Raw genomic sequence first — 13,579 nt, forward strand, 5'->3', positions numbered from 1 at the left:
GTTCCACACGTACCCATCCCGAACACGACCGTTAAGCCCTCCAGCGCCGATGGTACTTGGACCGCAGGGTCCTGGGAGAGTAGGACGTTGCCAAGCAACAACAAGTAAAGAGGACCATGATCTTATTTAGATTATGGTCCTCTTTTTTGCATATAAGGGAAATCGCTTATATTCTTGCTTCTCGGCTACTTGCCTAATGCGTTTGTAATAGTGAGGCACCTTTAAAACCGTTATGAATAAATGATTGTCCTTCGTAGGAGTACAGTTGTTTGTACAGGGAAATACTATAGGTTAAGGCTGTTGATGAAGGCTTGACACCCCTATACCGCTTTGCTAAGATTGCAATAATATATTTTCAGAGAGCCTTGATTTGTCCATGTCGGACAGACAACAAGACCAATACAGACTAAACATTTTGAAGGAGGATCATCTTGGTGTGGGAAGATAAATTCGGTAAGGAAGGCCTTACCTTTGACGATGTTTTGCTGGTACCTCGTAAATCGGTGGTACTGCCCAAAGAAGTTAGCGTAGCGACTCGTTTGAGTGATAACGTGAAGCTGAATATTCCTTTGATGAGTGCTGGTATGGATACTGTTACTGAAGCAGTGTTGGCGATTGCGATGGCTCGTGAAGGCGGTATTGGTGTTATTCATAAAAATATGTCGATTGAACAGCAAGCAGTAGAGGTAGATCGGGTTAAACGTTCAGAGAGCGGTGTTATCACCAACCCATTCTCATTGACTCCCGATCATTTGGTGTCCGATGCTGAGGCTGTTATGGGTAAATACCGTATTTCCGGTGTGCCTATTGTAAACGAAGAGAACAAATTGGTGGGTATTATTACTAATCGTGATCTTCGCTTTATTCACGATTTTAATCTTAAAATTAGTGAAGTGATGACGAAGGAAGAACTGGTAACTGCACCAGTAGGCACGACTTTACAGGAAGCAGAAGTCATTTTGCAACAGCATAAAATTGAAAAGCTTCCTCTGGTTGATGAAGGCAACTATCTCAAAGGTCTGATCACCATTAAAGATATTGAGAAAGCTATTCAGTTTCCGAACGCAGCGAAGGATGCACAAGGGCGTCTTCTGGTCGGTGCGGCTGTCGGCATTTCCAAGGATACGTTTGAACGGACGGAAGCCCTTGTAAAGGCGGGCGTGGACTTGATTGTTGTGGATTCAGCTCATGGTCATCATATTAACATTATTGAAGCTGTTCGTGAGTTGCGTAAAACTTATCCGGATCTGACGATTGTAGCAGGTAACGTAGCTACGGGTGACGGAACGCGTGAATTGATTGAAGCAGGAGCATCGGTCGTGAAGGTCGGTATTGGTCCAGGCTCAATCTGTACCACACGCGTAATTGCAGGGATTGGTGTTCCGCAAATTACAGCTATCTATGACTGTGCAACAGTAGCACGTGAATATAATATTCCGATTATTGCAGATGGCGGTATTAAATACTCCGGTGAAATTACAAAAGCCATTGCGGCAGGTGCTTCTGCGGTAATGCTGGGAAGCCTTTTTGCAGGTACGGAGGAAAGCCCGGGGGAATCGGAAATTTATCAAGGACGTCGCTTCAAGGTATATCGTGGTATGGGCTCTATGGCTGCGATGAAGCAAGGTAGTAAGGATCGTTATTTCCAAGATGACGACAAGAAATTGGTGCCAGAAGGCATTGAAGGACGCGTTGCTTATAAAGGGCCACTTTCCGACACTGTTCACCAGCTGTTGGGCGGTCTTCGTTCCGGTATGGGATATTGCGGTACTGCTAATATTGAGGAGCTTCGTAACGATACAAGCTTTATCCGTATTACAGGTGCAGGTCTGCGTGAAAGCCATCCACATGATGTGCAAATTACGAAAGAAGCACCAAACTACTCTCTATAAAATTCAGCTGTATTTGACTTGACGACAGGCAGAGCGCATTTCGCTCTGCCTGTCTTTTTTTAGAGATACCCCTGTGATAGAATAGACAAGTGTCCGCCTTCACACAAGGTAACTGATGAGCTAGGGGCACATAGGTATTTTGGAGGATTCCTACCGGTTAGGAAGATTCGAGCACAGAATGCTTATGACGGGCTATATCTTACGAAATGAAATGACACTGAATGAAATAACATTAAAACATTAATTCTTTGGCCAAGTAAAGGCTGTAACCACCGTCTCGTTATAGATAGCGAATCGGGTTGAGGTACGAGAGGAGTTTGTATTCATTTGAAAGCGAACAATTTGAGGCAAATTAATAAACGCAGCATGATTAAAAAGAGTGTGACTGCAGTCATGGTGCTTAATATGATGTATATGTCGGCCCTGCCGGTTGTAGGCAATTTTGATCCAAGTGTGGCTACTTTTGCTGCTGCAGCAACAAACGAGGCGAAGGATATTATCGGGACAGGTTCTATTAACCCTCCTAGTTTGGCACTCCGTTCTGCCATTTTGGTCGAGCCCTCCACAGGACAGATCTTGCTTTCTATGAATCCAGATGAGCCGCTTCCGCCAGCCAGTATGACTAAAATGATGACAGAGTACCTCGTAGCGGAGCAGGTTAAGCAAGGTAAGCTCAAGTGGACGGATAAGGTAACGGTTGGCGAGAATGCTGCCAAGAGTATCGGATCACGTATTTTTTTGGCTCAAGGGGATCAACATACGGTAGAGGAGCTTTATATTGCCATGGCCGTAGGTTCTGCTAATGATGCAACAGTAGCTCTTGCAGAACGTGTAGCTGGAACCGAGCAGGACTTTGTAAAACTAATGAATGAAACAGCTCAGAAAATGGGTATGAAAAATACGTATTTTATCAACTCGACTGGTTTGGATCGTAAGGATATGCCTACAGGGTTCCAACCGGATACAGACCGGGAAACTGTAATGACAGCGAGAGACGCAGCTACTTTGGCCAGTTATATTATTAAGGATCATCCGGATTACACACGGTTTACCACAATTCAATCATACAAATTCCGGCCGACTGATAAAGCGCCAATTATTAACTATAATTGGATGCTAGAAGCGAACAAGAACATTACTAACTTCAGAAAATTCGCTTATCCTGGCTTGGACGGAATGAAAACGGGTCATACGAACAATGCTGGAAACTGTTTTACAGGTACGGCTGAACGTAATGGAATGCGTCTCATTAGTGTCGTTATGGGAGCTGATTCTGAGCCTCACCGTTTTACAGAGACAGCTAAAGTGCTGAACTATGGTTTTGATAATTTTGAAGTGAAGCAGGTTGTTGCTCCAAAGACGGTGGTTAAGGGCATTGAGAGTGTACCCGTAACCAAAGGTAAGGAAACAGAGGTACCGATCGTCACAAAGGATGCGGTGAGTTTCATCGTACCTAAGGGTGCGAGCAATCCTAAGGTAACTTTTACAACAAACATTACACCAGCACTCTCTCTCGTGGCACCTTTAAAGCAAGGGGCAAAAGTCGGAACGATTACGTACACATACAAAACGGATGGCGTGGACAAAGGCCAGACGAAAACGGTTGATTTGGTCACTACGACGGCAGTAGAAGAGGGTGGCTGGTTCCGAATGCTTTTCCGGGCCATTGGTGGTTTCTTCGGTGATTTGTTCCAGGGAATTAAGAATCTCTTCTAAAGAAGTGACGCTAGTGACCTAACGTGTTCTGCATAACTTATTTTGCAACTCGAAATGATTGTGTATTTGGCGTTCGTGCGGTAAAATCTTAAGTTAGAATCTAAACGTAACCCTTACAGGAGGCAATGACATGGAAACGGGAACTTCGCGTGTAAAAAGAGGTATGGCAGAGATGCAAAAAGGCGGCGTAATCATGGATGTCATGAACGCTGAACAGGCTAAAATTGCAGAGGCAGCAGGCGCTACAGCCGTAATGGCTCTTGAACGGGTGCCTTCGGATATCCGTGCAGCGGGTGGCGTTGCTCGTATGGCTGACCCAACGATTGTGGAAGAGGTTATGAAGGTTGTTTCTATTCCTGTTATGGCTAAGGCTCGTATTGGCCACTTTGTTGAGGCAAAGGTACTGGAATCTCTCGGTGTTGATTACCTCGATGAGAGCGAAGTGCTGACACCTGCGGATGAAGTCTTCCATATTGATAAGCGGGAGTTCACCGTTCCATTTGTTTGTGGAGCCAAGGATCTAGGGGAAGCACTGCGTCGTATCAGTGAAGGCGCATCTATGATCCGTACAAAGGGTGAACCGGGAACTGGAAATATTGTTGAGGCTGTTCGTCATATGCGTTTTATCAACGGTCAAATTCGCAAGGTGCAAAACCTGTCGAAGGACGAGCTGTATGCAGAGGCGAAAAACCTCGGAGTTGCTTATGAGTTGCTGTTAGAAGTACATGAGCTTGGTAAGCTACCAGTGGTCAACTTTGCTGCAGGCGGTGTAGCAACACCAGCGGATGCTGCGTTGATGATGCATTTGGGCGCTGATGGTGTCTTTGTAGGATCTGGTATCTTCAAGTCAGATAGCCCTGAGAAATTTGCACGGGCAATTGTGGAAGCAACCACTCATTATACCGATTACAAGCTGATTGCAGAAGTGTCCAAGAATTTGGGGACTCCTATGAAAGGCATTGAAATTTCCAAGCTGGCATCGCATGAGCGCATGCAGGATCGTGGTTGGTAAGAAAGAAGGGACCGGCATGAAAATAGGAGTATTGTCGCTGCAAGGCGCTGTAGCTGAGCATATACGAAGCATTGAACGTGCGGGTGCTGAAGGCATAGCGGTGAAGAAGATCGAACAGCTCGATGAGCTGTCCGGTCTTATCATTCCCGGTGGTGAGAGCACCACGATCGGTAAGCTAATGCGCAAGTATGATTTTATAGAGGCGATACGTCAATTTTCGAATCAAGGCAAGCCTGTATTTGGTACTTGTGCGGGATTGATTGTATTGGCCAAAACGATTCAAGGACAGGAAGAAGCACATTTGGGACTCATGGATATTACAGTAGCGCGTAATGCTTTTGGTCGCCAACGAGAAAGCTTTGAAACAGACTTGAACATTAAAGGGATTGAGGAACCGGTTCGTGCGGTGTTTATCCGTGCGCCTTTAATACAATCTGTTGGAGTGGGAGTAGATGTGCTGTCTGAGCATAACGGCGAGATTGTGGCAGCCCGTCAGGGTCATTTGCTGGCTTCATCCTTCCATCCGGAATTAACAGACGATTACCGGTTGCATCAGTATTTTGTGGATATGGTCCGCGGGTAGCGGAAAGTCAGGTTTGTAGTGTAGGAGGGATCACCTGTGTTAGATATAAAGATTTTGCGTAACGAGCTTGGTCGGGTTGAGAAAGCTTTACAGAACAGAGGTAAATCTCTGGATCTGATTAAGGGTTTTACGGATCTGGATGTCAGCCGTCGTGAGTTGCTTCAGGAAAGTGAAGGACTCAAAAATCGCCGGAATGTCGTATCTGGTGAAGTAGCCAAGTTGAAGAAGAATAAGGAAAATGCGGATGATCTTATTGCTGAAATGCGTCAGGTCTCCGATCGTATTAAAGAATTGGATGAGCAAGTGCGGGAACTGGAAGTTCAGATTGATGAACTGGTGATGTCGATTCCTAATATTCCTAACGAGACTGTGCCTGTAGGCGCATCGGAAGAGGATAATGTGGAAATCCGCCGCTGGTCGGAGCCGCGCGAGTTTTCTTTTACACCCAAAGCACATTGGGAGTTGGCTCAGAATCTAGATATTCTCGATTTTGAGGCTGCGGCTAAGGTAACGGGTTCTCGTTTTACGTTCTACAAGGGATTGGGAGCGCGATTGGAACGTGCGCTAATTAACTTTATGATGGATCTGCACAGCAGTGAGCATGGTTATGAAGAAATGCTACCTCCATACATTGTAAACCGAGACAGCCTGTACGGAACGGGTCAGCTACCGAAGTTTGAAGAGGATTTGTTTAAACTGCGTGACACTGAGTATTATCTTATTCCTACGGCTGAAGTCCCGGTAACGAACTATCACCGAGAAGAGATAATGAATGCAGATCAGCTTCCAAAATATTATGTGGCATACAGCTCTTGCTTTCGCTCAGAGGCAGGGTCAGCAGGGCGTGATACACGCGGCTTGATTCGTCAGCATCAGTTCAATAAGGTAGAAATGCTCAAGCTGGTTCACCCGGATACCTCTTATGAAGAATTGGAAAAAATGACGAATAACGCTGAGCGCGTTTTGCAGCTGCTCGGACTTCCATATCGCGTACTGGCACTTTGCACAGGGGATATGGGTTTTACGTCTGCCAAAACGTATGATCTGGAAGTATGGCTGCCTGAGAGCGGCATGTACCGTGAGATTTCTTCCTGTTCAAACACAGAAGACTTCCAAGCGCGTCGGGCAAACATCCGGTTTCGTCCAGATGCGAAGGCAAAGCCTGAATTTGTACATACGCTGAACGGTTCAGGATTGGCTGTAGGACGGACTGTTGCTGCTATTTTGGAGAATTATCAGCAAGAGGACGGAAGCATTGTAATTCCCGAAGTGCTGCGTCCATACATGCGAGGCGTTGAGGTTATAACTCCTAAACAGTAAGCCTTGCATTATTAAAAAATCTGTGGTAAAATAATTTTGTTGCGCCTGAGTTGTTTGATAAGGGAAGCAGCTTTATCCATTTACCACCTGGAGAGGTACCGAAGCGGTCATAACGGGGCGGTCTTGAAAACCGTTAGGGTGCAAGCCCACATGGGTTCGAATCCCATCCTCTCCGCCATATTCTAAAATAAACCAAGCCATTCAAATACGATAACTGGTACATTAGGTTTTATACACTAATGATCAGAATTCGTGAGGAATGGCTTTTTTGTTGTATAAAAAACCTGTTTTCTTCACACGTTATCAGATGTGGAGGTGCTGGCATGAATCGAGAAATGACAGTAGATCAGCAAAAGCTGGTAGAGGCCTGGCAGGAACAACTGCCGATTCTTTTGAATTCAGGAGATAAAACACAGGTGCAGGCAGATGAAGCTGATAACCAGGCTATTCGAATCCATATCGAGGTGGAAGGCCGACAAATGTACTCCTTTGATTTTGCGTGTAAATATGTAGACTCCCGGGAAGTACAGGTTAACTTAGTCGATGTAGAGCGTGACGGACGAACTGTGGATGAACGAACAGATATCATTCAACAGCTGGTGTCCGATTATACTCGGCATATTCACCAATGTGCCCAAACATTACAGTCATTGACGCACTCGTAGTCATGAAGGAATGAGGAGGAAGGCTACATGACAAAGGCCAAAAATGGACTGGATAAAAACCTGTCCAACATTGTCGATGATTTGGAGCAACGTCCAGTAAATAGTCATCAGGCACAGCAAGTGCAGCAGGATCGTAATGATCGTCGTCATCAGGATTCACTAAACCACGATAAAACGGAAGATATGAACCATCTATAGTCCTATTTTAAATGGTAATAAACGGATTCGCTGATGTGCCAGTAATATAAAATGAGAATGGAGGATACGCAAATGGGCAAGCCTAGAGCTGTTCCTGTTCCCGAGGCACAGGATTCTGGTGGAAGTCATGAAAAGCGTGAGCGTAGTCATCAACAGGAGCCATTATCCGGTTCTAAGAAGGTGAAACAGCGGAATCACGTGGATCACCATAACAGAGAAGGTTCATAAGCAGTCAGACTTTTTTCCTAAAAATATTACAAAGCACAAAGACACCCTGGTTAAAGAGCCAGGGTGTCTTTGTGCTTATTGTAAGAAAATTTTCCAATAAGTGTTTCGCCGTTTGTGAATATGAGTTAAAATAGAGGGTGTGTATTTTTTTGTTAGTATAAAAAAGGGGTTAATTATGAGAGGAGAGAATCTACACAATGAGTAAAAAGTTATCCGTCTTGGTCCTCACTATGGTGTTGCTTATGACGGTAGCGCTGGTAGGTTGTAGCAAGAAGTTAGAACCGAAAGAAGCGGTTACGACTGGTACAGCAAATGCTATGAAGTTGAATTCCTACGAATCCAAAAGTCAATTTACCGTTAAGGAACTGGCAATTACCTCCGCTTCTGTTCCGGCTGAACAAAGTGCAATGGTAACTAGCATGCTGAAAAATGCAGACATTACGCTGGATGGTGTATACCAAAAGGAGCCCTTCCAATCTGAAATGACGCTTGGCATTCATTTGAAAGGTGATCTTTCTACCAACTTTACGATTCCAATGGTCATGACTAAAGATAAATTGTACGTGAAAATTCCTAATATTCCATTCTACCCGCTTCCACAGGATGTTGTAGGTAAATTCCTGCTGATTGATCCACAAGAACTGGCTAAGCAATCGGGACAAGAATTTAACCCAGCAACCATGGATCAGGAAAAATCGCAAAAATTTGCGAATGAAGTGATTGCTGCTATCATGAACGAGTATGATCAAGCTACGTATTTCTTTGATATTGATCCTAAAGACGCTAAATTGCCACAAGGCGTTGAAGCAAAACAAGTGGTTCAATTTAAAATCACAAACGACAATGTGAAGCAAGCGACCAATACATTTATCACTAAGGCGCTGCCTAAGGTCCTTGATATAATGTCTAAAGATGAATATGCAGGCATGCTTCAAGTGAAGAAAGAAGAACTGGCTGAAGCGAAGAAAGAACTGCAATCCAACACCAGCGAAGTTAGCAAAAAGTTGGATGAGTTGAAGAACTATCTGACAGTGAAACAGTTTGACGTTAACACTGCTTTGAACAAGGATAACGTTCCTGTGTATCAAGATCTGAATGCGAACGTGGAAGTGAATGATCCTTCTACGAAAGATAATGTGAAGTTGTCTGTAACAGGATACTCGCAATACAGCAAGATCAATGAAAAAGCAGCATTTAAAGTGGGTATCCCAACAGCTGATCAAGTCCTGACGATCGAACAACTGCAACAAAAAATGCAAACTGTATCTCCTTAAACAGGGGATGACATCATTATAAACATCACTCCTTTGGAGGGGATGTAAGAAAACCGCTCGGCATAAGCCGAGCGGTTTTTTTTGTCTATGATTAAGTTGTTTTTCGTGCAGTATGAGTTCGTCACACGTTATCCTCAGCCAGAATCGCGAACATCTGATGATCTTGCCATTCGCCCTGAATCTGTACCAGCTTGCGAGCAATACCTTCCGGCTGAAAGCCACATTTCTGTAATACACGTTGTGAGCGATTATTATGCAGAAGGGTACCTGCCTGGAGACGATGTAGAGATAAGGCACGGAAAGCATATTGTATGATTAGCTTTAAAGCAGCCGTCATATGCCCTTTTCCCTGCTCCTGTTGATCCATCATATAGCCGACATCGGCGAATTGACCAACTCCACGCACCAGATTGGAAATAGAGATATAACCTATCAAACGTTCTTGTTTTAAGAGAAAGATACCAAATAAGTAGCCTCGATCTTCTTCCGCTTGGCGCAATCTCTGACGGATATAATCCTGTTGTTTCTCTAAAGTAAAAAATGAATTCTCATAAAGCGGTTCATAGGGGGCATGAGAGTCCCTATTTCGAAGCCTAAGGCCGAGAAGGGCTTCGCCATCCTCCAAGCCTAGAGGACGTAAAAAGATCCCCTGAGGCGTGTTATACAAGCTCATAGGCATGGGTGGATCTCCTTTCATAGGGAATTAGCAGTGAAATGAGAACTTTGTCCTTGTTCTCCTCAGGATGGAGAGGGGGGAGGAGACGATTTGGCAGCCGCTCTTTTTTGCCGGAGCTGTCGGAAAAAGTTTGTTAGCAAGGAGGCACATTCCTCTTGAAGTACACCACTGGTTACTTCTGTACAATGGTTAAAGCGAGGCTCCTGCAACAAATTCATTAGCGTGCCTGCGCAGCCTGCCTTGGGATCTGTAGTGCCATATATTAAATGGGGGACACGCGATTGCACAATGGCTCCAGCGCACATCGGGCACGGCTCCAAAGTGACATACAGCCTGCAATCCAGCAGGCGCCAGGCTCCCAGATGCTCACTGGCCTGCCGGATGGCAACCATCTCTGCATGTGCGGTTGGGTCGGTATCGGTTTCGCGCAAATTGTAGCCACGACCGATAATTTCATTATCTTTTACAATGACAGCTCCGATGGGGACTTCACCCAACGCTTCTGCCTTGTACGCTTCCTGAATGGCTTCTTTCATCCAATAGGCGTGATCCATAGTGGTCACTGGGGAATTGCTCCTTTCAAACGTCGGAATTATCCAACGAACAAGTATTCCGTTGTTAACATGATGTGAATAAAATTGTGGATAACACCATACTTATCCACATACTTATCCACAGTTTATAATAACTTCTGTGTATTTGTGGACTAAATGTGGATGATTATCTTATTACATTGTAGGTAAATGCTCGCCTATTGACAACATTGTTCACAAGATGTGTATTTATGTATATCCGGTAAATGTAAATGCTGGTATCCCAGACGCTATTACGGTATCATTGAGTTAGCAATTGCCAGTAATCGCCAGCATACGGCAAGAGGTGAGAAATCAGTGTGTCGATAAAAATCAGAATAACGATCATTTTGTCAGGGTCGGTCCTATTTATCCTGTTGTTAAACATCGCACTCAATTACTACACGACCCATGAAAATCTAAGAAGTGACAGTGAAACCAAAATGGTTCTGACGGCTAAAATTATCGGAGGAGCTATCGAACAAAACCGGCATAGCTGGGAAGCCGTTGACAAGCAGCTCGGATATAATTTGTGGCTTTCTGCTACGTTGGCTGCTAATCAGCTCGATTCCGACATCCGAAATATCCAGCAGGAACAGCTACAACAAATAGCTACACTCCACAGGGATATTAATATTTCTTTGATAATCCGAGAAGGACAGGGATATAAGGTTGTCAAATCTTCGAATCCTAAAGAGCTAACGTCATCCGACCCATTGACAGGGCATTGGAAAAATGCAGTTGACCAATTATATGAGCATGGACAGGTGACCATGGCACATGGTCAGAATCTGGATCATTTTTGGACCAGTTCATTTGATTACACAGATTCAGGCTTTGCACATATCAATAAATGGGGATTCTATTATGACCAAAAACGTAACTACTTAATTCGAATATCCTTCCAGGATACTTCAGTCCAGGATTTTATACCTATCCTGAGCCCAGCTGAGATTGTGAAGCAGACTCAGCAAGTGGATTATCGCATTTTGGAAATAACAGGAATCAACCCTGCAACCTTTGGTGGCGCTACGATGGACAAAAACGGTAACGACCGAAAGTACTATTATATGTACAACAAACCGATCCAATTCGGCACATATCAACTAGCGAGAGTGCCAGAGGATCGTTTGGCCGTGTCCAGGGCGATTCTTTCGGGAGAGAGTATCGTACAAGATTGCTATATCAAAGGCGAACGGGTGCTTGTCAGTTACATACCTTTTTATCCGTCAAACCGTGATGCCTATGTCATCCGTATTGTCATGAGTTATGATACCATCGCTTCTGTTATATCCAAGCAATTGATTAGCTTAGTAGCCATTTCCATTGTTCTTTTGGAGGTTGTGATCATTGGAAGCTATGTGCTCGCCAGCTTATTTGTCCGTCCCATACAGTCAATTTTGGGGAAAGTGAACGAGATGGCTGACGGTCATTTTGATACACGGCTACAAATTAAAGGTGGTCATGAGCTTGCACAGCTAGGTGAGCGCATTAATGCGATGGCCTACAATTTAGGGATGTATACGAGAAGACTTGAACAGATGTATGAAGAAAACCGTTCTGTAAAAGAGCATCTAGAATCAGTTATTAATCAGACGGCAGATGCAATCCATGTAACCGATCAGGAGGATTGTGTTATTCGGGTCAACCATGCATTCGAAGCTTTGTACGGATGGACCAAGAAAGAATTGGTTGGCCGTAAGCTGGAGTTTGTACCACCGCAGCTACAGGAAGAGTATGAATTTCAGAAGGAGAGCCTGCTTCAGGGAGAAAGCATCGTATCAAGTGAGACCCTACGAATGCGTAAGGATGGAAGTACAGTAGAGATTAGTATGAGTACGTCGCCTATTCTGGATGAACAAGGAGAAATCTTAGGTTTTATCTGTGTTTCTCGTGATATCACGGGGCGCAACCGGATGGAGGAACTGCTGCGTAGATCAGAGAAACTGACAACTGTAGGGCAACTGGCGGCAGGTGTAGCGCATGAGATTCGTAATCCATTAACCACACTACGCGGCTTCCTACAACTACAGCAGCAAAATCAAGTGTTAAATATGAAACACAACGATATTATGATGTCTGAGCTGGATCGCATTAATTTGATTGTTAGCGAGTTTTTAATACTGGCGAAGCCACAAGCCGTGCATTTTCAGAAAAAAGATGTCCGTTATATTGTGAGTGATGTTATTTCTTTGCTAGATAGCCAGGCGCATCTGTTGGGTATTGTATTCGATCTTCAGGTCACAGACGAACCTGCCTTGGTATATGCTGAAGAAAATCAGTTAAAACAGGTATTCATTAATTTACTTAAAAATAGCATGGAGGCTATGAGTAAAGGCGGCATCATCACAATTCATTTGTTCTTAGAGGGAGAAAGCGTTAAAATCGTCATACGGGACCAGGGAAAGGGCATTCCTGCAGAAATGCTGTCCAAGCTGGGAGAACCTTTTGTCACAAGCAAAGAAACAGGTACAGGGCTAGGGCTTATGGTCAGCCAGCGTATTATACAGAGCCACAAAGGTACACTGGATATTGAAAGCACAGAGGGAGAGGGAACAACGGCCCTCGTGCAGCTTCCGATTGCCAAGCCTGAATAACGAGTCAGGGCAGGAGGAAGTGTGTTCGTAGAAATGGAGGGTACACAGGTTGCGCATTAACAAGTTTATCAGCGAAACTGGCTTTTGCTCGCGTCGGGAGGCGGACAAGCTGGTAGAGAGCGGCCGCGTGACGATTAACGGCGAAGTGGCCGTGCTGGGCAGTCAAGCGGAGGAAGGCGATGATGTTCGTGTGAACGGCAAGCCACTGCGCGATAAGTCCGATCACGTCTATATTGCATTGAACAAGCCAGTGGGCATTACAAGCACGACAGAGAGCCACATTAGAGGCAATATTGTCGATTTTGTGGGGCACCCGCAGCGGATATTTCCGATTGGACGCCTGGATAAGGATTCAGAAGGTCTCATTTTATTGACCAATGATGGAGACATTGTGAATAAAATTTTACGGGCAGAAGGCAAGCATGAGAAAGAATATATCGTAACGGTGGATCGCCCGGTCACACCATCTTTTGTACAGGGGATGTCCAGCGGTGTGAAGATACTCGGTCAGCGGACGTTGCCTTGTGAGGTGACGCGTGTATCTGAGCATGTATTCCGTATTATTCTAACAGAGGGGAAAAATCGCCAGATCCGACGTATGTGCGCTGCCTTCGGCTATGAAGTTAAAAAACTGCAGCGCCTGAGAATTATGAATATTCGGCTGGGATCCCTTCAGAAAGGCGCCTGGCGTGACTTAACAGAGGCTGAAAAGCGGGAACTGGGCCAGATGCTTGATTATACGCTTAGCTAATGCAGAGGCCCTCTGATAGCCTATAGCGCTTAGCTCTCGTATATGACAGGCTAGAATACAGGAATCACTAAAGCAAAAGGCACCAGCTGCAAAAA

Annotated in this window: 13 protein-coding genes, 1 tRNA gene and 1 rRNA gene; 13 read left to right on the plus strand and 2 right to left on the minus strand. The window is 44.8% G+C overall.

Features of this window, described 5'->3' with window-relative positions; genetic code table 11:
• The 11 genes from rrf to FKV70_RS24340 form a co-directional block, all read left to right on the plus strand.
• A 5S ribosomal RNA gene (gene rrf / locus FKV70_RS24295) occupies positions 1 to 96 on the plus strand; the annotation flags it as partial.
• A 338-nt stretch (positions 97 to 434) separates the two neighbouring features.
• Positions 435 to 1,892 (plus strand): IMP dehydrogenase, encoded by a 1,458-nt coding sequence (gene guaB / locus FKV70_RS24300; protein ID WP_063212177.1) that lies wholly within the window; start codon positions 435 to 437, stop codon positions 1,890 to 1,892.
• Positions 1,893 to 2,219: 327 nt separating this feature from the next.
• Positions 2,220 to 3,608, plus strand: coding sequence for a D-alanyl-D-alanine carboxypeptidase family protein (locus tag FKV70_RS24305; protein WP_142614833.1), 1,389 nt, complete (start codon positions 2,220 to 2,222; stop codon positions 3,606 to 3,608).
• Positions 3,609 to 3,738: 130 nt separating this feature from the next.
• Complete coding sequence (gene pdxS, locus FKV70_RS24310; protein ID WP_063212174.1) at positions 3,739 to 4,620, plus strand: pyridoxal 5'-phosphate synthase lyase subunit PdxS; 882 nt, start codon at positions 3,739 to 3,741, stop codon at positions 4,618 to 4,620.
• Positions 4,621 to 4,636: 16 nt separating this feature from the next.
• Complete coding sequence (pdxT, locus tag FKV70_RS24315) at positions 4,637 to 5,203, plus strand: pyridoxal 5'-phosphate synthase glutaminase subunit PdxT (protein ID WP_064795694.1); 567 nt, start codon at positions 4,637 to 4,639, stop codon at positions 5,201 to 5,203.
• Positions 5,204 to 5,239: 36 nt separating this feature from the next.
• The gene (gene serS, locus FKV70_RS24320) at positions 5,240 to 6,523 is read left to right on the plus strand and encodes a serine--tRNA ligase (protein ID WP_063212172.1); all 1,284 of its coding nucleotides are present in this window, start codon (positions 5,240 to 5,242) and stop codon (positions 6,521 to 6,523) included.
• 89 nt (positions 6,524 to 6,612) lie between these two features.
• Positions 6,613 to 6,701: transfer RNA gene (locus tag FKV70_RS24325), tRNA-Ser, on the plus strand.
• A 145-nt stretch (positions 6,702 to 6,846) separates the two neighbouring features.
• Positions 6,847 to 7,188, plus strand: a complete 342-nt coding sequence (locus FKV70_RS24330) for a hypothetical protein (protein ID WP_063212171.1) — start codon at positions 6,847 to 6,849, stop codon at positions 7,186 to 7,188.
• A gap of 27 nt (positions 7,189 to 7,215) precedes the next feature.
• Positions 7,216 to 7,386: a hypothetical protein gene (locus FKV70_RS26220; RefSeq protein ID WP_167669752.1), complete on the plus strand. Its 171-nt coding sequence runs from the start codon at positions 7,216 to 7,218 to the stop codon at positions 7,384 to 7,386.
• Between the two features lie 72 nt (positions 7,387 to 7,458).
• Positions 7,459 to 7,614, plus strand: coding sequence for a small acid-soluble spore protein P (locus FKV70_RS24335; RefSeq protein WP_064795693.1), 156 nt, complete (start codon positions 7,459 to 7,461; stop codon positions 7,612 to 7,614).
• Positions 7,615 to 7,811: 197 nt separating this feature from the next.
• A complete protein-coding gene (locus FKV70_RS24340) occupies positions 7,812 to 8,888 on the plus strand; it encodes a hypothetical protein (RefSeq protein ID WP_063212169.1) in 1,077 nt (358 codons plus the stop codon).
• A 121-nt stretch (positions 8,889 to 9,009) separates the two neighbouring features.
• Here the strand turns inward: FKV70_RS24340 and FKV70_RS24345 are convergent, their stop codons facing one another.
• A complete protein-coding gene (locus FKV70_RS24345) occupies positions 9,010 to 9,567 on the minus strand; it encodes a GNAT family N-acetyltransferase (RefSeq protein ID WP_142614834.1) in 558 nt (185 codons plus the stop codon).
• Between the two features lie 59 nt (positions 9,568 to 9,626).
• Positions 9,627 to 10,127, minus strand: a complete 501-nt coding sequence (tadA, locus tag FKV70_RS24350) for a tRNA adenosine(34) deaminase TadA (protein ID WP_063212167.1) — start codon at positions 10,125 to 10,127, stop codon at positions 9,627 to 9,629.
• A 329-nt stretch (positions 10,128 to 10,456) separates the two neighbouring features.
• Here tadA and FKV70_RS24355 point away from each other — a divergent pair, with 329 nt between their 5' ends.
• Both FKV70_RS24355 and rluF read left to right on the plus strand, forming a co-directional pair.
• The gene (locus tag FKV70_RS24355; protein ID WP_142614835.1) at positions 10,457 to 12,733 is read left to right on the plus strand and encodes a PAS domain S-box protein; all 2,277 of its coding nucleotides are present in this window, start codon (positions 10,457 to 10,459) and stop codon (positions 12,731 to 12,733) included.
• 49 nt (positions 12,734 to 12,782) lie between these two features.
• A complete protein-coding gene (gene rluF / locus FKV70_RS24360) occupies positions 12,783 to 13,484 on the plus strand; it encodes a 23S rRNA pseudouridine(2604) synthase RluF (protein ID WP_063212165.1) in 702 nt (233 codons plus the stop codon).
• Positions 13,485 to 13,579: the final 95 nt, after the last annotated feature.

Origin of the sequence: Paenibacillus ottowii, assembly GCF_006874425.1 — a bacterium.
GTDB lineage: Bacteria > Bacillota > Bacilli > Paenibacillales > Paenibacillaceae > Paenibacillus > Paenibacillus ottowii.